Annotated in this window: 15 protein-coding genes; 7 read left to right on the top strand and 8 right to left on the bottom strand. The window is 57.4% G+C overall.

Translation table 11 applies throughout. From position 1 onward, the window contains the following. Nucleotides 1-4 precede the first annotated feature (4 nt). Nucleotides 5-205: a DUF1674 domain-containing protein gene (locus E5201_RS01655; RefSeq protein WP_140984259.1), complete on the bottom strand. Its 201-nt coding sequence runs from the start codon at nt 203-205 to the stop codon at nt 5-7. Between the two features lie 89 nt (nt 206-294). Between E5201_RS01655 and htpX the strand changes: the two genes are divergently transcribed. From htpX to E5201_RS01685, 6 genes are all read left to right on the top strand, one after another. Continuing rightward, on the top strand, nt 295-1,203 hold the full coding sequence (gene htpX, locus E5201_RS01660) for a zinc metalloprotease HtpX (protein ID WP_140984260.1): 909 nt from the start codon (nt 295-297) through the stop codon (nt 1,201-1,203). 70 nt (nt 1,204-1,273) lie between these two features. Further along, nucleotides 1,274-2,662, top strand: a complete 1,389-nt coding sequence (locus tag E5201_RS01665) for an RsmB/NOP family class I SAM-dependent RNA methyltransferase (protein ID WP_140984261.1) — start codon at nt 1,274-1,276, stop codon at nt 2,660-2,662. 118 nt (nt 2,663-2,780) lie between these two features. Further along, nucleotides 2,781-3,440, top strand: a complete 660-nt coding sequence (gene rpe, locus E5201_RS01670; protein WP_140984262.1) for a ribulose-phosphate 3-epimerase — start codon at nt 2,781-2,783, stop codon at nt 3,438-3,440. A 72-nt stretch (nt 3,441-3,512) separates the two neighbouring features. After that, the gene (locus tag E5201_RS01675) at nt 3,513-5,249 is read left to right on the top strand and encodes a heparinase II/III family protein (RefSeq protein ID WP_140984263.1); all 1,737 of its coding nucleotides are present in this window, start codon (nt 3,513-3,515) and stop codon (nt 5,247-5,249) included. A gap of 79 nt (nt 5,250-5,328) precedes the next feature. Further along, on the top strand, nt 5,329-6,933 hold the full coding sequence (gene purH / locus E5201_RS01680; RefSeq protein ID WP_140984264.1) for a bifunctional phosphoribosylaminoimidazolecarboxamide formyltransferase/IMP cyclohydrolase: 1,605 nt from the start codon (nt 5,329-5,331) through the stop codon (nt 6,931-6,933). A gap of 69 nt (nt 6,934-7,002) precedes the next feature. After that, the gene (locus E5201_RS01685) at nt 7,003-7,770 is read left to right on the top strand and encodes a dienelactone hydrolase family protein (RefSeq protein ID WP_140984265.1); all 768 of its coding nucleotides are present in this window, start codon (nt 7,003-7,005) and stop codon (nt 7,768-7,770) included. Here E5201_RS01685 and E5201_RS01690 read toward each other — a convergent pair. From E5201_RS01690 to mutS, 5 genes are all read right to left on the bottom strand, one after another. After that, entirely contained in the window at nt 7,767-8,285 is a 519-nt protein-coding gene (locus tag E5201_RS01690; protein ID WP_140984266.1) for a copper chaperone PCu(A)C, read from the bottom strand. The genes E5201_RS01685 and E5201_RS01690 overlap by 4 nt on opposite strands. Before the next feature lie 17 nt (nt 8,286-8,302). Beyond that, nucleotides 8,303-9,298 (bottom strand): tryptophan--tRNA ligase, encoded by a 996-nt coding sequence (gene trpS, locus E5201_RS01695; RefSeq protein WP_140984598.1) that lies wholly within the window; start codon nt 9,296-9,298, stop codon nt 8,303-8,305. A 19-nt stretch (nt 9,299-9,317) separates the two neighbouring features. Further along, the gene (murJ, locus tag E5201_RS01700; RefSeq protein ID WP_281280186.1) at nt 9,318-10,874 is read right to left on the bottom strand and encodes a murein biosynthesis integral membrane protein MurJ; all 1,557 of its coding nucleotides are present in this window, start codon (nt 10,872-10,874) and stop codon (nt 9,318-9,320) included. 70 nt (nt 10,875-10,944) lie between these two features. After that, nucleotides 10,945-13,815, bottom strand: a complete 2,871-nt coding sequence (locus E5201_RS01705; protein WP_140984267.1) for a [protein-PII] uridylyltransferase — start codon at nt 13,813-13,815, stop codon at nt 10,945-10,947. Beyond that, the gene (mutS, locus tag E5201_RS01710) at nt 13,815-16,532 is read right to left on the bottom strand and encodes a DNA mismatch repair protein MutS (RefSeq protein WP_140984268.1); all 2,718 of its coding nucleotides are present in this window, start codon (nt 16,530-16,532) and stop codon (nt 13,815-13,817) included. The genes E5201_RS01705 and mutS overlap by 1 nt, the downstream gene beginning before the upstream one ends. Before the next feature lie 252 nt (nt 16,533-16,784). Between mutS and E5201_RS01715 the strand changes: the two genes are divergently transcribed. Further along, complete coding sequence (locus E5201_RS01715) at nt 16,785-19,064, top strand: NADP-dependent malic enzyme (RefSeq protein WP_140984269.1); 2,280 nt, start codon at nt 16,785-16,787, stop codon at nt 19,062-19,064. Nucleotides 19,065-19,102: 38 nt separating this feature from the next. On the opposite strand, the gene E5201_RS01720 is transcribed toward E5201_RS01715, so the two are convergent. Together E5201_RS01720 and E5201_RS01725 are read right to left on the bottom strand one after the other, a co-directional pair. Beyond that, the gene (locus E5201_RS01720) at nt 19,103-20,827 is read right to left on the bottom strand and encodes an AmpG family muropeptide MFS transporter (RefSeq protein ID WP_140984270.1); all 1,725 of its coding nucleotides are present in this window, start codon (nt 20,825-20,827) and stop codon (nt 19,103-19,105) included. Nucleotides 20,828-20,873: 46 nt separating this feature from the next. Further along, on the bottom strand, nt 20,874-22,403 hold the full coding sequence (locus E5201_RS01725; protein ID WP_140984271.1) for a response regulator: 1,530 nt from the start codon (nt 22,401-22,403) through the stop codon (nt 20,874-20,876). Nucleotides 22,404-22,419 lie beyond the last annotated feature (16 nt).

Genomic DNA, 22,419 nt, shown 5'->3' on the forward strand with positions numbered 1-22,419 from the left:
CTCTTTAAAAATCGACCGCAATCCCTTTGCGCTCCCAGTCGCCGTAGCGTGTGGGCTCAGGCCCCTGCGGCCCGCCCTCTTCAATGGCTTTTTGGACCTCAGCCTCGGCCTGAACGCGTCGTTCAGCCGCTTCGGCCAGTGCACGCGCCGCAGCGGGTGACAGTTTCTTCGGCGCTGGCGTCTCGGTTAATTCAGTCTCGGACATGCGGTGAAGCCTTAAATTGGGCACAACGGATTATTATATTTAGGCCGTTGAAACGATAATTACAAACCTTTCTCAGGAGCTACACCTTAATGAACCCGTTTAAGACCTTTATGTTGCTGGCTGGTATGACCGCCCTGTTCGGGGTAATCGGTCTGGCTGTCGGAGGCCCTACGGGAATGCTGATCGCCTTGGGTCTGGCACTGGCGATGAACGCCTTTGCCTACTGGAATTCCGATAAGATGGTCCTTAAGGCCTATAAGGCCGAAGCCATAGACCCCCATACGGCGACCGGCATTATTCGCACCTATTATGATGATACGGTCGAACTTAGCCGCCGCGCGAACCTGCCGCAGCCCGCCATCTACATCATCCATAATGATCAGCCCAATGCCTTTGCCACGGGCCGCAATCCTGAAAATGCGGCGGTCGCTGCGACCACTGGCCTGTTGCGTATGTTGTCGCGTGAAGAAATCAGAGGCGTCATGGCGCATGAACTGGCGCACGTGAAAAACCGCGACACCCTGATCATGACCGTGACGGCGACTCTTGCCGGTGCCATTTCGTCTCTGGCCAATTTCGCCCTGTTCTTTGGCGGCGGTCGTGACGAAGAAGGCAACAGCAACATTATCGGCACGATCCTGATGGCTGTGCTCGCGCCTATGGCCGCCATGCTGGTGCAGATGGCCATTTCGCGTACGCGCGAATATGACGCCGACCGTCTGGGCGGTGAAATCTGCGGCGATCCCGAAAGCCTTGCCCGCGCCCTGAGGAAGATCGAAAACTACGCCAAGGGTATCGTCAACCACGAAGCCGAGCATAATCCGGCCTCGGCGCACCTGTTTATCATCAACCCCCTGTCGGGTGCGCGTATGGATAATCTGTTCTCGACCCATCCCGCGACCGATAACCGTGTCCGCGCCCTGATGGATCTGGCGATCAATATGGGCCGCAAGTCACCGCAAAATACATTTACGAGCGTGCCAACAACGCCTATGTAAGCCCCATCTTCCCCCTCCTGATCTATTGGGAGGGGGTTCTTGCATTCTGAGCATCTTAGACTGGAATATAATGTCCCCACGTCCGCCTGCGCGTCCTCAGGGTAAGCGCCCCGCTCCCAAAGCCCCCGTTCAGAAAACATCACGCCCAAAGTCAGCCGACCCCTCGGTCGCGCTTGAAAATGATATCGGCATATCGGCACGTATCGCCGCCATTAATCTGATCGAAGCGGCTCTGGCCAAACGTGGTGGCTTTGACGAAGTTTCCGCCGGTAACGAATTCAACAAACTGTCTGAATCCGAGCGTGGCTTTGCCCGCGCCCTGTCGCTTCTGGTACTGCGACGTATCGGGCAACTGGATCACATCATCTCCAAAAAGACACAGAAGATGCCGCCCGAAGCGGTGCGCAGCCTGTTGCGTATCGGCATGGCGCAAATCTTCTTCATGCAGGTGCCGGATTTTGCAGCCGTTTCCACCACCGTCAAGCTGGCGGAACGTGACAACAAAACCCGCCCGTTCAAGGGCCTGATCAACGCCATATTGCGCGGCCTGATCCGTGAAGGCGGTTTGCGCGAGGTCAACCCCAAGAAACTGATGCCTGACTGGCTGTGGCAGAGGTGGCTGCAAACCTATGGTGAGGATAATGCCTCCGATCTGGCCCTGACCCTGACCGAAGAGCCCGCCACCGATCTGGTTTTTAAAACTGCGGCTGATCGGGATGCGCTTCTGAGCGACCTTGAAGGTGAGGCCATAGGCGAAGTCAATCTGCGCTCTGCCCTGCGTGGGGATCTGCGTCACTGGGCCGATTACGAAGCCGGTCGCTGGTGGGTTCAGGATATTGCCGCGGCTACGCCGGTTAATCTTCTGGGTGATCTGGCGGGCAAGACCGCACTCGATGTCTGTGCCGCCCCCGGTGGCAAGACCTTGCAACTGATCCATAAGGGCGCCGAAGTCGTGGCCATTGACCGCTCAAAGGGTCGCCTGAAGCGACTTGAGGACAATCTGAAACGCCTCAATGTCACTGCCGAAGTCCATAATGCCGACGCAGCAACCTTTGATGACCCGCGCACCTTCGATGTGGTGCTGGTCGATGCGCCCTGCTCGGCCACCGGCACCTATCGCCGCCAGCCCGATGTCCTGTGGGGCACGAAACCGGCAGACATCGCCAAACTGGCCGATGTACAACACCGGCTTCTGGATACGCTGGCACCTAAGGTCAAATCGGGTGGTGATTTTATCTACTGCACCTGTTCCCTGGAACGCGAGGAGGGTGAAACCCAGATCCTCGCCTTCCTGCGTCGCAATAAGGATTTCAGTCTGGTCAAACCGGATGGCGCGACCCTTGAGCGCGGGGGTATCCCCGAAGCCTCGGTTTCGAGCGAAGGCTGGTTGAGATTACTGCCGCATCATCGTAAAGGTGGTCAGGACGGTTTCTTTATCGCGCACATGCGTAAATCATGAAAAAGTCCCTCGCGCCTTGCGCTCAGTGTACTTTTTCATGGATGCTGTTTTGACGGATTCTGGCTCGGGGCGGCCCTTCGCCAAAATCCGGCTTTTTAACTGGTTTTAGAGAAGAATAATGACCACACCTCTGATTTGCCCTTCCATTCTGGCGTCCGACTTCTCAAAGCTCGGCGAAGAAGTCCGCGCCATCGATGCGGCCGGTGCTGACTGGATTCATATCGATGTCATGGATGGTCATTTCGTACCGAACCTGACTATAGGGCCGGATGTGGTGAAATCCCTGCGCCCGCATACGACCAAGCCTTTTGACGTGCACCTGATGGTGACGCCGGTTGATCCTTATCTTGAAGCCTTCCGTGCCGCCGGTGCCGACTATATGAGCGTGCATCCCGAATCCGGCCCGCACCTGCACCGCACCCTGAAGCAAATCCGCCATCTCGGGGCCAAGGCCGGTGTCGTGCTTAATCCGGCCACACCACTCGAAGGTCTTGAGTGGGTCATGGACGATCTGGATCTCATCCTGATCATGAGCGTCAATCCGGGCTTTGGTGGTCAGAGCTTCATCGACAGCCAGCTGCGCAAGATCGAAACGGTGCGCAAAAAACTTGATGCCCTGAACCATCCGGCCATCCTTCAGGTCGATGGTGGCGTAAACCTCAACAATGCCGCCGCCTGTGTCGCCGCAGGGGCCACGGCAATGGTCGCTGGCACCGCTGTCTTTAAGGGTGGCCCCTCGGCCTACGCCTCCAATATCAAGACGCTCAAGGGCCTTTAGAGCGGGTTCCGTTCATAATGAATCGGAACTACGCTCTAAATTTTGTGTGACGCGCTCTAAGAGAGGCACCTGATGCAGCAGCAGGCCTACGAACAGAACCCGACAAGCGGCTATCATATTGCCCATGCGCCCTGGGCGAAGATCATACTGGCATGGGTGCGTAAGCAATCAGCAGCGGAATGGTTCGGTATGCCGGGCTATCGCATGACGCTCAAAGGCCCGTCCATCGAGGGCTTCATTGCCGCTCCCCATGAAATAAGACCCACCAATGCCTTGCTGGGGCGTGCCATAATGTCCGGCCGCTTTACGCTGGCCGGGGCGCGCATGAGCACTCAGGGGTCGGGTGATCCGTGGAACCGCCCGTCACCTACCCGCGCCTTTGCCATTGAACTGCATCGCTTTGCCTGGCTATCGCCCCTGATGACGCAAGGCGATGACGGCGCGAAGGAAGCCCTGCGCCTGTTTCTTTTATGGGAAAGAACCTTCCGCAAATGGACGCCCTTTGTCTGGGCACAGGAGGTTCTGGCCCGCCGCCTGATCAATCTCAGCCTGTTTGCCCGTCGCATGGCTATTTTCGCCACCGAAGACGAAGTGCAGATTCTGGCGCAGTCCATGGCCGCTCAGGCCCGACACCTCAGCCGCCTGTCAGATCATCCGGCGTGGTTCGCGCAAAAAGCCGTGGCCCTGACGCTTACCGGCTGCGCCTTAAGTGGCCGCATCGGTGACGGTTTCCGCCATAAGGGTCTTAAGCTTCTGCTCAAGGCGCTGAAACGCACACTATTGCCTGACGGCACCCCCGCGACACGCAATCCGCTGGATGGCCTGAACCTCCTTTACGATCTGCTGCTGGTTGAGGATGGCCTTAATCAGCGTGGCGAGACTCTTCCCGAAGAGGTTGAAACCGCCATTGAGCGCCTGAGCCGCTTCGTGCGCACCCTGTCCCATCCCGATGGCTCGCTATGTGCGTTTCAGGGCGCGGAAGCCCTGCATGAAGACCAGATTGCACCGGCCCTGTTACGCGAAAACAACCGTCCCGTAGCCCCTGCTGCCCTGCCGCACTCTCTGGAACATGGTCGCTATCACCGCCTGAACGGGCGCTCCTTGAGTGTCTATGTCGATACGGGCGAGGCCAGATCTGGCGCACTCGGCTATGGGGCCTGCGATCACCCAATGGGCTTTGAGGTTTCCGGCGGGCGCGATAAGCTGTTTGTCGCCCCCGGCTGGTCGCCCCAGCAATCTGACCGTCACGAATTTCGTATGCTGAACGCCGCCAATGGCCTTCAGCTAAATGATGCCGTGATCCTTACCCCCGTAACGGGTCGTTTTGGTGAACTGCTGCATTTCGCCCTGCATGGCCCCCATTACCGTATTCGCAGCCGCCGTGTTGAGGCCGAAGACGCCGGCAGCCTGCTTGAGATGGAACATGACGGCTGGCGCTCACAATTTGGTCTGAAGCATGAGCGCCGCCTTTATGTCGATATCGCCAGGGACGAACTGCGCGGCGAAGAGCGCCTGCTCAGCATCGACCCCAAGCGTGAACAGGCGCAACTGCCCAACTATACGGTTCGCTTCATTCTTCATCCGGACGTTCAGGCCTCTCTGGCGCGTGACAAGAAAAGCATACTGTTGCGGGGCCTGAGTGGCCGTGGCTGGTGGTTACGTCATGACGCCCGTGAGGCGGTGATCGAAGAAGGGGCCGTGTTCGACAAGGGTGCGCCCCGCAAGACCACGATTCTGGCCCTCAGGGGCATGTGCCGTCCTGACGGCCCGACCCGTGTGCGCTGGAAACTGTCGCCTGCCGAAAGCTAAAAAGGGCTGGCGGTTGTCATATTCATGACGGTCGTGTAAACCGCGCCCATTCTCCTCCCCACCTGACAGATGGATCGCCATGCCCGCCGCACCTGATTTCCCGCCCGCCCCTGAATTTGTCAAACCGCAACGCGCCCTTATCTCCCTGTCGGACAAGACCGGCCTGATCGAGGTCGCCCAGGCGCTCGTAGCCGCAGGCGTTGAAATCATATCTACCGGCGGTACACGCGCCGCCATTGAAAAGGCAGGCATTGCCGTTAAGGACGTCTCCGACCTGACGCAATTCCCTGAAATGATGGATGGCCGCGTTAAGACCTTGCACCCCAAGGTTCACGGCGGCCTTCTGGCCTATCGCGACGCCCCGGAGCACGCCAAAGCCCTGACCGATCACGACATCGCCCCGATCGACATTGTCTGGATCGACCTCTATCCGTTTGAAAAGACCGTTGCCGGTGGCGGCGCTTTCGAAGCCGCCATTGAAAATATCGACATTGGCGGGCCAGCCATGATCCGCTCATCGGCCAAGAACCATCCCTATGTCGCTGTTTGCGTCGATAAGGCCAGTATGGACGAGGTCATCGCCGCCGTAAGTGAGAACGGCCAGACCAGTCTGTCTCTGAGAAAATCCCTTGCCGCCCGTGCCTTTGCCCGCACCGCCGCCTATGACAGCGCTGTGTCCACATGGTTTGCCGCTCAGCTTGGCGACGCCTATCCTGAGCGCAAAACCATTGCCGGAAGCCGCATTCAAACCATGCGCTATGGCGAAAACCCGCATCAGTCCGCCGCTTTCTTCAAGACAACCGAAGAGCGTCCGGGCGTCGCTACAGCCACCCAACTTCAGGGCAAGGAACTGAGCTATAATAATGTCGCCGATACCGATGCGGCCATTGAGCTGGTGGCTGAATTCGATCAGCCCGCCTGCGTCATCGTCAAGCACGCCAACCCCTGCGGCGTCGCCGTCGGTGGTGACCTGCTGAGCGCCTATCAGCGCGCGCTGGAATGCGATGACGTGTCGGCTTTTGGGGGTATTGTCGCCCTCAATCGTCGTCTTGACCGCGCCACCGCCGAAAAAATTGTCGAAATCTTCACCGAAGTCGTCGTCGCACCCGAAGTAGACGAAGACGCCATCGAAATCTTCCGTGCCAAGAAAAATCTGCGTCTTCTGACGACCGGCACCCTGCCCGATCCTATGGCCGGTGGTCAGGTGTTCCGTTCGGTGGCCGGTGGCTTGCTTGTACAATCGCGAGACACCGCCCGCATTACGGCGGCTGATCTGAAAATCGTCACTAAGCGTCAGCCGACCCCGACCGAAATCGAAGACATGCTTTTTGCCTTCACGGTTGCCAAGCACGTGAAATCAAACGCTATTGTCTATGCCAAAGAGGGCCGCACGGCTGGTATCGGCGCCGGTCAGATGAACCGTCGCGATTCCGCCCGTATTGCCGCCCTGCGCGCTCAGGAAGCGGCTGAAAAGCTCGGCCTCACACAATCGCTGGCCAACGGATCGGCCTGTGCCTCCGAAGCCTTCTTCCCCTTCCCTGATGGTCTGCTTGAAGCTGCCGCTGCCGGCGCCTCTGCCGTCATTCAGCCCGGCGGTTCCATTAAGGACGCAGATGTCATCGCCGCCGCCGATGAGGCCGGTCTGACCATGGCCTTTACCGGCGTACGCGTCTTCCGCCACTAAAGTCTGATCTTTATGCGAACATAATTACACGCTATTTAATCCCCCACTGTAACCGGTGGGGGATTTTTTATGGCCGATTCCATGGCCGAACGTTTCGATACACTTAAGCCACACATGACCGTCTATGGGCCGGAAGATGATCTGCCCCGTCCGGCCATATTATTGTTTCATGGCTGCGGTGGTATCAGGCCGCATATTCATCTCTATGCTGAAACCGCCGTAAAAAGCGGTGTGCGGGCTTTTGTGATCGACTCGCTTAAGCCGCGTGGCATAGGCCGCGCCGCTGCGGTGTCTCTGGTCTGCACAGGGGCGGTGCTTCAGGGCTATGAGCGCTCAGGGGACGTACTGGCATGCCTTTGGGGCATATCCAACCGGCCTGACGTCATCGCTGATCAGATCATTCTGGCGGGCTGGAGCCATGGCGGCTGGTCGATCATGGACCTGATGACACAGGCCCTGACCCGTTCCGGTGAAGCCAGACTCAAAGATCCTGATGCAGCCCTCATTGCGCGGATCAAGGGATTGTTTCTCGTCTATCCCTATATCAATTTCCCCGCCCGCAGCCTGTCTAAACCGTGGCTGCATAGGCCGCAAACTACCGCCGTTCTGGCGACTCGCGACCACTTGACGTCTTATAAAAATGCAAAAGCCGTCTTCGACCGTTTAAGCGAAGACGGCCTGAGCCTGCACACCATAGGGCTTAAGGCGAGCCATGCCTTTGACGAAGAAACCTTCGGCAAGGCCAACCCCTTGACCCCCATGAGCTATGACGCCGACGCCGTTAAGGCCAGTCACGAAGCTCTGACCGAGCTTATCGGCGATCTGTTTCCGGTTTAGTGGTCGTGACCATGGCCCTGACCGCCCGCCGCCTGCGGTGTCGTTGTCACCGGTAAGGTCAGGGGCACCTGTCCGGCCTTTTCAAAGGTCAGAATGATCTCGCGCATCTCACCTTCCTGAGGGCGCTCTTTCAACCCCATAAGCATGATGTGATTGCCGCCGGGCTTAAGCTCTAAGGTTTCACCGGCCTTGATGACAAAGCCTTCGGGCGCCGCCGCCATCTTCATGACTCCGTCCACGGTTTCCATGGTGTGGAGTTCTGTCTTGTCTGCCCAGCCTGCCTGAGCCGACAACAGACGGTCATCCCCGGCGGTCGGATTTTCGATAACCACATAGGCAGCGGTATTCGGGTTTTCCCCAAGCGCAGCCCGAATAGCCAGATGCGAGAAGCTCAGATTTTGCAAGGTAATGCTGTCAGCGGCATCCGCATGTTCAGATTCGTGTCCTACCGGCTTTTTCGCTTCACAGGCCGTAAGCGCCAGACCCGCCGCCGCCAACAGAATTAATCCACGCATGTTAAAACCTCCTCAAATCAGCCCCAAAGGCCGATAATCTTTTTCACATCCTGCACCACAGGCGCCGCCGCCGCACGGGCTTTTTCGGCACCGATCTTCAGTACACGGTCAATTTCCGTTGGCTCATTCAATAAACCGCGCAGGCGCTCGGACACAGGGGACATCTTGTCCACCACGACATCCGCCAAAGCCGGTTTGAACGCGCCAAAGCCCTTGCCGCCAAAATCATTCAAAACGTCCTGAACCGACACACCGGCCAGCGCCGCATAGATGCCGACAAGGTTCTTAGCTTCAGGGCGGTCATCCAGACCCTCAGGCGCTTCGGGCAGCACCTCAGCATCGGACTTCGCCTTCTTGATCTTTGAGGCAATGGTGTCCGCCGTATCGGTCAGGTTGATGCGTGAATTGTCCGACGGGTCAGACTTCGACATCTTGGCCAGCCCGTCACGCAGGGACATGATCCGCGCCCCCGGCCCCTGATAAAGGGTTTCCGGCAGGGGGAAGTAATCGGTCTTATAGTCGTGATTGAACTTCTTGGCGACGTCACGCGTCAGCTCAAGGTGCTGGCGCTGATCCTCACCAACCGGCACGTGGGTGGCCTTATAAAGCAGGATATCCGCCGCCTGTAACACCGGATAGGTATAGAGACCAATCGAGGCGCGTTCCTTGTCCTTACCGGCCTTGTCCTTGAACTGGGTCATGCGATCAAGCCAGCCCAGACGCGCGACGCAGTTAAACAACCACCCAAGTTCCGTATGCTCCGGCACCGAAGACTGGGCAAAGATCACCGACTGTTCAGGCGTGACCCCCGCCGCCAGATAGCAGGCGGCAATCTCACGTGTCTGGGACAACAGATTGGCCGGATCCTGCCAGACCGTAATGGCATGCAGATCGGCGATCATATAGAAACGCTCAGCATCAAGGGCCTGCATGTCGGTGAACTTTTTCAAAGCACCGAGATAGTTCCCCAAATGCAGTGAACCCGAAGCCTGAATACCGGACAGAATACGCATAGTCGTCATTGTTCGTGCCTTAACCGCGCTTCAGGGCGCGTTTGATATCGGCGGGCCTGACCGCCCGCGTAAGAAACAGAAAGCCGATATAAAGCAACAGACCGGCAAAACAAACCATAACCACGGCGAATTCCTTGCTGGAGAACAAAAGTCCCTCCACCACCGGCCGATAAAATGACGCCAGACCACAAAATCCGGTCATCAGCAAACCACAAAACATCACCTTGGACAGGCCCGCCCATGAATTACGCCCCAACGTCCACACCTTGCGCCGCGCCAGCGTAAAGACCATCAGCAATACATTGACCCACGCTGCCGCAGACGTGCCAATCGCCAGCCCCGCCACTCCGATAATCGGAAACAGGGTCAGGCCGAACCCGAGATTGACCACCACCGACACCATGGCAAATTTCATCGGCCCGAACGTATCCTTGCGGGCAAAAAAGGCCGGTGTAAGGACGCGCGACAGCACAAAGGCCGGTACGCCCCATCCGTAATGCAACAAGGCACTGCCGGTCATTTGCGCGTCATATGGCAGAAATTCGCCGCGTGTGAACAGGCCATCAATCAGGAATACCGGCATGGCAATAATCGCCGCCGCCGCAGGCAGAGTGAGGGCCATAGACAAAACAATGGCCTCGTCCATCACCTTTTGCGAGGCCTCATGATCACCGGCCTGAACCGTGCGCGACAGGGTCGGCAGAAGCGCTACCCCAATCGCTACCCCCACAAGGCCCAATGGCAACTGATAAAGCCGGTCAGCGACCGTCAGCCACATGCGCGCCCCGTCAATGGCCGAAGACAGCCATTGAGAAACGAAAATATTGATCTGGGTCGCCGCCGCCGCCAATGCGCCGGGAATGGCGAGAAGCAAAAGATTACGAATTTCCGGCGACAGGGTCGGCATAACAAAACCAATCTTTGCCCCTGTCTTGCGTACCCCCCAGACCAGCAAAGCCACCTGCGCCAGACCGGCCAGAAGCACAGCAAATGATGCCGCATAGGCCGCCGCCGCGGGGTCCTTCTGCGGCCAGACAAAAAACAGCACGAACAGATTGAGCACTGTCGGGGCCAAAGCCGACAACACATAACGATCACGCGCATTCAGCACGCCTGACAAAAGCGCCACAATGCTCATGCACGGCAGGTAAGGCATGGTGATCTGCGTCAGGCGCACCGCCAGTTGCATTTTTTCGGGGTCTTCGCGATAGCCTGACGAAAACACATCCATAATTTGCGGCATGAAAATCTGCATCACCACCGTCAGTATGATGGTCGCAAGCGCCAGCGTCGCCATGGCGCTACGTGCCAGCTTATCCGCAGCTTCGGGACCGTCGCGCTCCAGCACACTCGAATAGGCGGGCACAAAGGCGGCGGTAAAGGCGCCCTCAGCAAAGATACGGCGAAACAGATTGGGGAACGCCTGCGCGGTCGCATAGGCATCGGCCATGATATTGCCTGACGCCCCAAGCGCAGCGGTGACCACCAGATTCTGCACGAACCCCAGACAACGGCTGATCAGGGTTACGCCGCTGAAGATCATCGATGAACGGACAAGGCCGCTGGATTTCGACACGCCGAAACTCCGCTGAGAACAATCCTGTTGGCCTTTAGTCCCCGCTGGCCGTATTGGCAAGCATCACGGACTATCGCGCCAGTGAGGCCCGCGCCTGCGCCCGCCCCTTTTTACCCGGGATCACCGGCTGATCCAGCACCTCGATCAGCGCCTTATGCAACTTGTCCATCTGCGCCCGCGTCAGTTGCGCCTTCGAGAAATGATCAACCACATAAAAGGCATCGACCGCGCGTTCGCCATAACAGTCAATGTGCGCCGAGGATATATCGACCTTGTGCCGGTTCAGCACCTGCGCCAGATCGGCCAGAAGCCCTGGACGGTCACGGCCGGACACCTCGATGATCGTCGCCTGTTTGCTTGACTCATTATCAAACACCACCGTCGGCGCGATGCTGAAAACAGCTGCCTTGGTGCTTAAGGTCGATTTATGCACCACCGGCGCGGCGACATCGCCCAAAGCCGCCTTTTCCAGCAGATTTTCCACCTGACGCAAGGTGGCCGGATCATCATAGCCTAAGGGCTTGCCTTCGGTATTTTGTACATAAAAGACGTCAAGCGCCTGACCGTCAGTCGAGGTAAAGACCTGTGCCCCTACCACGTTCGCTCCGATATTGGTGAAACACCGCGCCAGATCGGCAAACAAACCGGCGCGGTCAGCCACACAGATACAAAAGGCGGCGGCATTACGTTGCGTATCAATGCGCCCGCGTGCCGAAGGATCGGACTGGAAGGTGCTCCAGGCCTGCTGAGCATGTTGTTTGATTTCCTCAGGACTGAAGGCAAAGAGATAGGAATCTTCCATGGTCTCAAGCCATGCCTTCATATCTGGACTGTTTTCCCCCAAAGCGGCCCGCATGTCACGCGCCCGATTGCGCTTGTGTTCGCGCACCTGTGTCAGGGCGTCGGAGCCTGAGCCACGCCCGCCACGGAACGCCGCTTCGGTCGCCGCCAGAAGCTCACGCATCAACTGCCCCTTCCAGCCGTTCCAGATGCCCGGCCCGACCGCGCGGATATCGGCGACAGTCAGAACCAGCAGAAGCCGGAGACGTTCGGGGGTTTCGACAATGCGCGCAAAGGCGGCAATCGTATCAGGGTCAGAGACATCGCGTTTTTGCGCATAATCAGACAGCACCAGATGGTGACGCACCAGCCAGGCCACCTGATCAATCTGCCAGTCCTTAAGCCCCAACCGCGCACAGGCCCGCCGCGCCGCAATCTCGCCGCCGATTTCCTGACCTTCGGGCGCGCCCTTACCGGTGTCATGCAGCAACATGGCCAGATAGAGCGTTTCCTTGTCCGCCAGTTGCGGCATCAGCGATGAGGCAAGCGGATGATCTTCCTTATAACGCCCCGTCTCGATGTCACGAATAATGCCTATGGCCCTGAGCGTATGCTCATCGACCGTATAGGTGTGGTACATATTGAACTGGGTCTGGGCGACGATATGGCCATATTCAGGAATATAGCGCCCCAGCAGACCCGTCTCGGTCATCAGAGACAAGGTGCGATAGGGGTTCTTGCCACGCACCAGAATATCGAGAAATACCTCCGCCGCCTCAGGATCACGCCGCAGGTCTGGCGTAATCAGCTTGAGGTTACGCGTAATGGCCGTAAAGGCGTCGGGATGCAGATCAAGCTCAAGCCGGTCAGCCATACGAAACAGCTTGAGCATAGCAATGGGTGCCTTGGTAAACACCTCGGCATTTTGCACGCTCAACCGCCCGGCATTCATCACAAAGCCCGGATGCTCAGGCTTGTTGAAAACCAGCATGCTGGACTGAACCATCTGCGTCAGACGCGTCAGGGGCTTGGCCTTCTGGCTCTCAAGTGTGGCACAGAAAATGCGCGTCAGTGCGCCCACTTCCTTCGCCACAATGAAATAGCGGTGCATGAAGCGTTCGACCGCCGGTTCACCGTTGCGACTGACATAGCCCATGCGCTGGGCGATTTCCGGTTGCAGATCAAAACTTAGACGCTCCTCGCCCCGACCGGCGGTCATGTGCAGCAAAAACCGCACCTTCCACAGAAAATCAAAGGCCTGCGTAAAGGTCTGGCGCTCACGGTCGGTCAGCACGCCCTCAAGTGTACCCCATTCATCCGACACCGCCGGACGCGGACGCGGTTCGCGCAACAGAGGCGCAGGCATGGCACGCGCCATATATTTGGCCATCCAGAACAGCGACTGGAGGTCGCGAAGCCCCCCCTTGCCCTCCTTGATGTTCGGCTCAACCACATATCGCGACGTGCCTGAGCGCGCATGACGACCATCGCGCTCATCAAGCTTGGCAGTAACAAATTCATAGGTTCCCTGACGAATGACCTCAGAATTCAGTCGACTGGTCAGGTTTTGCGCCAGTTCCTTATCCCCTGCCAGATAGCGATATTCCAGAAGGGCGGTCATGACCGTATGATCGGTGCGGGCAATCTTGACGGTCTCTTCAACCGTGCGCGACGCATGTCCAACCTTAAGGCCCAGATCCCACAGGCTATAGAGAATGAATTCGATCACACTTTCGGAGTGCGAGGTTTCCTTCCAGGCCCGCACAAACAACAGATCAAGATCAGAATAGGGGGCCAGTTCCCCCCGCCCATACCCTCCGACCGCCAGAAGCGACAAACGCTCCCCTTCGGTCGGATTACGCGCCCGGTAAACATGGGTCAGGGTAAAGTCCCACAAGGCCCCGACAATCTCATCGGCCAGCGCCGACAGAGCAATCGCACTGCTCAGGCCGCCCTTCTGATCGTCTATGCGCGCTAATATATGCGCCTTGCCCTGATCCCACTCAGCCTTAAGAATACTGACCGCCTTACGGCGCAGATCGGACACATCACCGCTTGAGTCCTCATAGGCCGCCGTCAATCGCTCACGCAGGGCCTTGCCATCGACAGGATAAGCCGGTTTCGGATTAGATGTCATCGATGGAGAGGGGACTTCAACCATTACTCTACTAAACCCCGCAGGCGGTATATCAGCTCTAATGCCTCTTTCGGACTGAGATTGTCAGGATCAAGGCCTTTCAGTTCCTTTTCAACGACGCTATCCGTTTTAACAGGAACAGCTGCCACCTGTGCCTCAACCGTCGCAAACAGCGGCAGGTCATCAAGCTTTAACTGGGAAGACCGGTCTGTCTCAAGGCGTTCCAATATGTCCTTCGCCCGCGCCACCACGACCGCAGGCATACCCGCCAGACGCGCCACCTGCACCCCATAGGAGCGATCCGCCGCCCCGCGACGCGCTTCGTGCAGGAAGATCAGATCACCATTCCATTCGCGTGCAGTCATGGAAATATTATGGGTATGGGCCAAAAGCGTCTCAAGCTGCGCCAGTTCGTGATAGTGGGTGGCGAACAGGCTGCGCGCCCTGATGCGTTCATGCAGATTTTCCGCACAGGCCCAGGCAATCGCCAAACCGTCAAAGGTCGCCGTGCCACGCCCGATTTCATCCAGAATAACAAACGAGCGCTCGGTCGCCTGAGACAGGATAGCGGCGGTTTCGACCATCTCCATCATGAAGGTTGAGCGCCCCTGCGCCAGGTCATCCCCTGCGCCCACACGGCTGAACAGGCGGTCCACTACCCCCAGCTTCAGGGATTGTGCCGGTACATAAAGGCCTGCCTGCGCCATGATGACCAATAAGGCGTTCTGACGCAGGAAGGTCGATTTACCGGCCATGTTCGGCCCGGTCACCAATGTCAGACGCGGCCCGCCCTTACCTGAGGCATCCAGCACACAGTCATTGGGCGTAAACGGTTTCCCCTCGGCCCGCAGGGCATTGACCACCACAGGGTGGCGCGCGCCACAGGCTTCAAACAGCAAACTATGGTCGATGACCGGACGCGCGGCTTCAAAATCTTCGGCCCATTCGGCATTCGCGGCGGCCACATCCAGCGCACAAAAGGCGTCAAAGGCCGCCTGCAACGGATGGGCCAGTTGCCGCACCTCTTCGCGCAGATCCTCGAATATCGCCAGTTCCAGCGTCAGGGCGTCCGATGCCGCCCGCTGAATTCGTGCATCCAGATCAATCAGTTCAGTCGTCGCGTAACGCACCTGATTGGCCAGAGTCTGGCGATGGATGAACTGATGGGCATTAGGCAGGGCCGGAATCGCCTCAGCCTGTTTGGCTGTAAATTCAATGAAATAGCCCAGAACGGCATTATATTTGATCTTGAGCGGGATATCGGTTTCGCTTTGCAGCCGTGCCTCAAGGCGCAAAATCACCTGCCGGGAATCGTTCCTCAGATTGATGGCTTCATTAAGATTTGAATTATAGTCAGGCCGGATAAAACCACCATCACGCGGCAGAAGCGGCGGCTCATCAACCAAAGCCCGCTCAAGACGATAGAGCAAATCTGCCACCGCCGGAACCGGCGTTAAGGCCGCAATATCGGCGGCAATATCTTCGGGAAAACGCGGATTTAGGGGGTCAGCATGGCCTTCGGCATGCAGCAGATGCACCACCGCCTCGGCCACCGCCAGCGCATCCTTTATCACCTTAAGGTCACGTGGCCCGCCACGCCCCAGCCCCAGACGCGACAGGGCGCGCGCCATATCGCTCATGCCCTTGAGGGTCTGACGCAGCTCCTGACGCAGTGATCGCCGCTCAATGAACCATGCCACGGCATCAAGGCGCTGATTAATCGAAGCCGGATCATTGAGGGGCCGCGACAAACGCGACAACAAAAGCCGCGATCCTCCTGCCGTAATGGTGCGATCCAGCGCCGCCATCAGCGTACCTTCACGGCCGCCGCGCTGGTTACGGTCAATCTCAAGACTTGAGCGCGTCGACGGATCAATGGCCAGAAAGGCCATGGCCGCCGTTTTACGCGGCGCCTTAAGTACCGGCGTCTTACCGGCCTGAGTGAGATCAATATAGGCCGCCACCAATCCCATGGCGGAAACCTCAGCCGGACTGAACTGGCCAAACCCGTCTAACGTCTCAACGCCATATAACCGCTTAAGTCGCCCCTCTCCCGCCGCCGGATCGACCAGTGACGCCGATTGCGGCTGAATAACCCCACCATAGGCTTTAAGCAGGCCGTAAACCTGCTCATCCCCCAATAATCTGTCGGCCACCAGACTCTCCGAAGGCCTAAGCGCCGATAGCTGCGCGCCCAAAGTATCAGGGGTGACCTCAAGACATTCAAATTCACCGGTCGAAAGCTCAAGCGAGGCCAGCGCCATGACACCTGCGCGCAACGACAGGGCCACCAGCCGATTAGCGCCACGATCCTCAAGCAGCGTATCTTCCGTGAGTGTACCGGGCGTCATGATGCGCACCACGCCGCGCTTAACCACCGATTTTGACCCACGTTTCTTGGCTTCGGACGGGTCCTCAAGCTGATCACATACCGCGACCCGGAATCCCGCCCGTATCAGCTTGGCAATATAGGCGTCCGCCGCATGGGCGGGCACACCGGCCATAGGGATATCTTCGCCCTGATGCTTGCCGCGCTTGGTCAGGGCCAGAGACAGGGCCTCAGCCGCCTTTACGGCATCGTCAAAGAAAACCTCATAGAAATCCCCCATACGGAAAAACAGTATGGCATCGGGCTGGGCTGCCTTGATTTGCAGGTACTGCGCCATAACCGGCGTCGCCCCTTCAAGGTTCAGTTCAACGGAGGATTTTGATTCGGTGAGAGGAGAAACGGGCGCATTCATAGGCAACAGGTTAATGATTGTTGCAAACTCTGCCTACCTCAAATTAATCACTTAATCGGCGATCCGGCGACTAATTTAATGGTAGCGCTAACATTGGTGTGTTATGGGTGTAACCCGATGTGAAGACTATTCCAAAGAAAGCCATGGCTGGAAGCTTTTTATCTGTTTACCTTGAAACCCTATTGCCATAGGGCACAAACTGGGATCAAAATCCCATATTGTCTGACAAAATAAAATACTACGGGACCCCTGATGCCGATTGACAGAACAACCGTCAGCGACGAGGAAGCGCTTAATTTTCACCAATATCCGACGCCCGGAAAAATCGGTCTCCTGCCGACAAAGAATATGGCGACGCAGCGCGATCTGGCGCTGGCCTATTCCCCGGGCGTGGCCGCACCGGTTCGGGCCATAGCCGCTGACCCTGACACGGCCTATGACTACACCTCCAAGGGCAATACGGTCGCGGTCATTTCCAACGGCACCGCCATTCTCGGGCTCGGTAATCTGGGAGCGCTGGCTTCCAAACCGGTCATGGAAGGCAAGGCGGTCCTGTTCAAACGTTTTGCCGATATCGACAGCTTTGATATCGAGGTAGCAACACAGGACCCCGACGAATTTATTACGGTGGTTAAAAACATCACCGGTGCTTTCGGCGGCGTGAATCTTGAAGACATCAAATCTCCTGAGTGCTTTATTATTGAATCCGCTCTTCAGGACATGGCTGATATTCCCGTGTTCCACGATGATCAGCATGGCACCGCTATTATCGCCGCCGCCGGTCTGATCAATGCCCTGAAAATCACGGGCAAAAAGATCGAGGACGTCAAGTTCGTCCTGTGTGGTGCCGGTGCAGCAGGCCTATCGACCCTAAGCCTTGTCAAAAGCATGGGCGTCAAACCGGAAAATACGACGGTCGTAGATATTCATGGCGTCGTCTATCGCGGTCGCGCCGAAGACATGGATCAGTGGAAAGCCGTCCATGCCACCGATACGGATAAACGCACTCTGGCCGAAGCCATGGATGGTGCCGACGTCGTGCTTGGTCTGTCAGCCAAGGGCGTTATCACCCCAGAGATGGTCGCCAGCATGGCCCCCAATCCGATCATCTTTGCCATGGCCAATCCCGATCCGGAAATCACACCCGAAGACGTAGCAAAGGTGCGCAGCGATGCCATCGTCGCCACGGGTCGTTCCGACTATCCCAATCAGGCCAACAATGTGCTGGGCTTCCCCTATATCTTCCGGGGCGCACTCGATGTCCGTGCCCGCCGCGTCAATGACGAAATGAAGATCGCCGCCGCCCGCGCTCTGGCCGAACTGGCACGCGAAGACGTGCCTGATGAGGTCGCCGCCGCCTATCAGGGCCGCCGCCTTAAGTTTGGCCCCGACTATATTATTCCAACCCCGTTTGATCCGCGTCTGATCTGGTATATCCCGCCGTTTGTCGCTCAGGCGGCGATGGATTCCGGTGTCGCCCGCCGCCCGATCGAGGACATGGAAGCCTATCGTAAGACGCTTGAAAAGCGCCTCGACCCTTCCGCTGGATTTTTGCAAAATATCACCGCTGCCGTGCGCTCACGTCCGCACAAACGCATCGTCTTTGCCGAAGGTGAAGACATCTCGGTCATTCGCGCCGCCCATGCCTTCAAGCAGCAGGAGCTGGGTATCCCCATTCTGTGCGGACGTGAAAATCTGGTTGAAGCCAATATGCGCGCCGCAGGTCTCGATCCGGCCGAGGAAGGCATCGAGATCGTCAATGCCCGTCTCAGCCACCGTAATTCGGCCTATAGCCAGCTTCTGTATAACCGCCTGCAACGCAAGGGTTTCCTCAAGCGCGACGTCGACCGCCTGATCAATCAGGATCGCAACTCGTTTGCCGCCGCCATGGTGCTTTCCGGCCATGCGGATGGCATGGTCACCGGCGTCACCCGTTCCTTCGATCAGGCCTTTGACGAGGTTCTGCGCGTTGTCGATCCGGCCCCCGGCGGGCGTGTCATGGGTATGTCCATCGTACTGGCACGTGGTAAGACGGTCTTTATCGCCGATACCACCGTCGCGGTCCTGCCGTCGCCGGTCGATCTGGCGGAAATCGCCATCGAAGCCGCCATGGCTGTGCGCCGTATGGGCCACACCCCGCGCGTCGCCTTCATGAGTTACTCGACCTTTGGCAATCCGGCGGGTGAACGTGGCGAACGCGTCGCCGAAGCCGTCAAGGTTCTGGAGCAACGCGGCGTAGACTTCGAATTTGAAGGCGAAATGCCCCCCGATGTGGCGCTTAATCCTGATCAATGGGCCAACTATCCGTTCCAGCGCCTGACCGCACCGGCCAATGTGCTGATCATGCCAGCCATCCATTCGGCCTCAATTGGTACCAAGCTGATCGAAGCTCTGGGCGGTGCCACCGTGGTTGGGCCGCTGCTGCTCGGTCTGTCCAAGCCGGTGCAGATTTGTCAGTTGTCGGATAATGTCTCAAAGATTCTGACCATGGCCACCTTCGCGGCCTATGACATCCGCGCCAACGGATACTGATTAAAAAGGCGCCTGAAGATAATCAGGCGCCTTTTGTTTCAGATCTCAGCCTTAATCTTAAGGTCAACCGCTTTCTGTCGGGCAATCAGCCACAGACAGAGCGCCACGGCTATGACACCAATCAGGCTGGTATAGGTAAAGAACAACACATAGCCCGCCCCAAGGGCTTCGCGACTGACCCCCAGACTTTGCGCTCCGTCGGCAAAGGATATGGCGGGTAAACCCGCAAATAGCCCCTTCAGGCCCGAAGCTATACCGCCGGAATCCGCGCCCTGTGCCGTAACTTCGATAATCTTGCCTGACTGTGACGACAACAGCTTGCCCGGCAAGGCATAGAGTGAAGTAAACAGGGCGTATTGTTGCGCCGCATATCCTTTGGAAATCAGCGACGACATATAGGCAATAAGCACTGTACCGGCGAGACCGCCTGACGCATTATCGATCCCGAGCGCAATGGCAAAGGCCAGAGCATCATTGCCCTGCGTCGCCAGCCAGGCATATCCCATATTTGACAAGGCCCCGACCACCGCACCGACAATTAAGGATACCTTCATGCCGAAACGGGCCATGAGATACCCCCCAAGCCCGACACCGGCCATGGTCATGACGACACCAAAGATTTTGCGCACCTCGGCAATAACCGGCAGTTCAAAACCCAGATCGACGTAAAAAGCCCCGTTCACATTCAGAAGGAAATCAGCCACGCGATACACACAGATCGTCGCCAGTATCAGCCAGGCCAGATTGTCGTAACGCTGGAAAAAGGCGAGGATAGGCACCACAAAGGTCTGGCGCAGATAGGCACCGGGACGAGTCAGTTTTCCGGGTAGGGGGATACAGGCCAGAGCCATCAATCCCAGCCCGACCGCCACAGCCGGAAACTGCAAAAAGATGCCGGTTTCGCGACTTGTCCAGACACTTTTGGCCGCCAAAAACGTCTCTTCTGTACCAAAAAATCCCTTAAAAAGGTCGATATTTGCCGTCAACCCCGCCCCTAAAAGGCAGATGGCCAGAAGCATGATCGCCAGACGACCAGCCCATTCGAGGGCTTCCAGTGGTGGATTTTTCGGTGCATCGCCATATTCGATAGGGCGAACCCTGTGCTCGGCTTCCTTAGGCGCCAATAACACACCAATGACCCCTAACCCCATAAGCGCCGCCATCAGAGCATAGGCAAATCCCCACCCCAAGGTGTCGGCAAGCATCAGCGGCACAATGCCCGAGACAAAGGGCGCAACGCGCGCGCCCCAGGCATGCATGGTCGCCATAACCCCTTGGCGGGCTTCGGAATCTCCGGCGGTTTCAATGCGCCAGGCGTCAATAACAATATCCTGCGTCGCCCCCGCCAGACCGATAATCACCGCCACCAGCGCCATCCACGCCAGATGCTGCTGCGGATTAAGGCTCGATATGCCCCATAAGCCCAGAATGATCACTATCTGGCTCAGGAGAATCCAGCCCCGCCGGTGCCCGATCATGCGTGTCAGGCCGGGTAAACCCACACGATCCAGCACCGGCGCCCAGACAAATTTCAGGCTATAGACAAAAGTGACCAGCGAGAAATAGCTGATCGCCGTCAGGGACAGGTTCTCTGACCTGAGCCAGACCGAAAGCGTATCAAAAATCAGGGACAGAGGAAGACCTGAGGAGAATCCCAAGAGGATCATCACCAGCGCCGGACGCTGGAAAAACGGTTTCAGCCGGTCGCGGCGTGAAACCTTAGGCGTATCCCCTGAGGTAGAGTCTGGGGCGGAATCTGACATGTAAAACCCTGATAGCTGTCAACCGGACAGCCTATCTATCGGTTATTCACGCACTTTGACAATGGGGCTTGGCACGGTTACCGCACCAGCGGGCAATGTGCTGCCGTAAGCTTACCACTTCGATGGGTTTGGTCAGAAAATCATTCATGCCTGCCGCCAGACAGGCCCGACGGTCTTCTTCATAGGCATTGGCCGTTAAGGCGATAACCGGCGTTTTAAGTCCCGAAGCCCTTAATTTACGCGTTGTGCCAATCCCATCAAGACCCGGCAGGCCTAAGTCCATAAACACAAGGTCAAAACTCTGCACCTTAAGGATATCTATCGCTTCCTCACCCGATGAGGCGCGTTCGACCTGACAGCCTTCACGTTGTAACAATATCTGCGCCAGCATGGCATTGACCGGATTGTCCTCAACCAGAAGCGCACGAACATCCTTGAGTGTCGTTTCGGTCACCCGCTCATCTTCACTGTCCGGTTTCAGCCTGGCCTTCGACAGAGCCGTGACCCGCTCCTGAACTGAGACCCTTCGCAGCGGTTTAATGAGATATCCGGCCCAGCCCATTTCGCGCCATTGCGTAATCTCATCACGCTGTTCAGGGGCCAGCAAGATCAGGCTTCGCCGGTTAGGTGCAGGCACAGGCTCAGTCAGACTTCTGCGGTCAGCCAGTAAAACCGTAGGGGAATCCTTGCCCCAATTGGTGAGACTCTGCACAAGGCTGATGGGCGCGTGATCGCGCTCCAGATGGGTATTTACACCTGCGATAAGAACCGGATTATCGGTCAACAGGGTCACAGCTTCAGGCAGAGCCTCTAAGGTATTTCGAGGTCGCAAACTATAGGGTGCTCGAAATTCGACGGTAAAATGTGAACCCACCCCCGGTTCGCTGCTTAGGTGCAGGGTCGCCTGCATGGCTTCCACCAGCTTTTTCACCACCACAAGCCCAAGCCCCGCCCCACCATATTGCGTGGCATGAGAGGAATGAACCTGACCAAAGGCTTCAAAAATACGCTCACGGGCCTCGGCAGGAATACCCTCGCCTGTATCGCGCACCCCAAAGCGGATCAGACCTTCGGCTGTCAGGGCGACATCAATGATAACCCCACCACTGCGGGTAAATTTGATGGCATTTCCGGCTAGATTGAACAGAATCTGGCGTAACCGGCCCTCATCCGCCTGAATGGAATCAAGCTTCGGATCCAGCCGCCAGACAATTTCAATGCCGTTCTGATAGGCGCGGGGCGAGAGCAACTCCGCCACACTTTGCAGAAGCGGCTCCAATCTGACCGTATGTGTCTCAAGATTAATATGACCCGCCTCAATGCGCGCATAATCCAGAAGATCATTCACCAGCGTCATCAGGTGTTCGCCGGATTCCTGCGCCGTCCCCAGATAGGCTTTTTGTTCATCCGTCAGATGTGTGCGTGTTAGCAGCGACAACATACCCAGCACACCATTGAGCGGCGTGCGGATTTCATGGCTCATCAGTTTAAAGAAATCTTCACGCGCCCGCAGATTATCCAGCGTCATCTGGGCGTTTGCAGTCTCAGCATTTATGGGCGTTACCGAAGAGGACATTCTGATCTCTGTCTGT

Source organism: Asticcacaulis tiandongensis (assembly GCF_006475605.1).
In the GTDB taxonomy this organism is placed as follows: Bacteria; Pseudomonadota; Alphaproteobacteria; order Caulobacterales; family Caulobacteraceae; genus Asticcacaulis; species Asticcacaulis tiandongensis.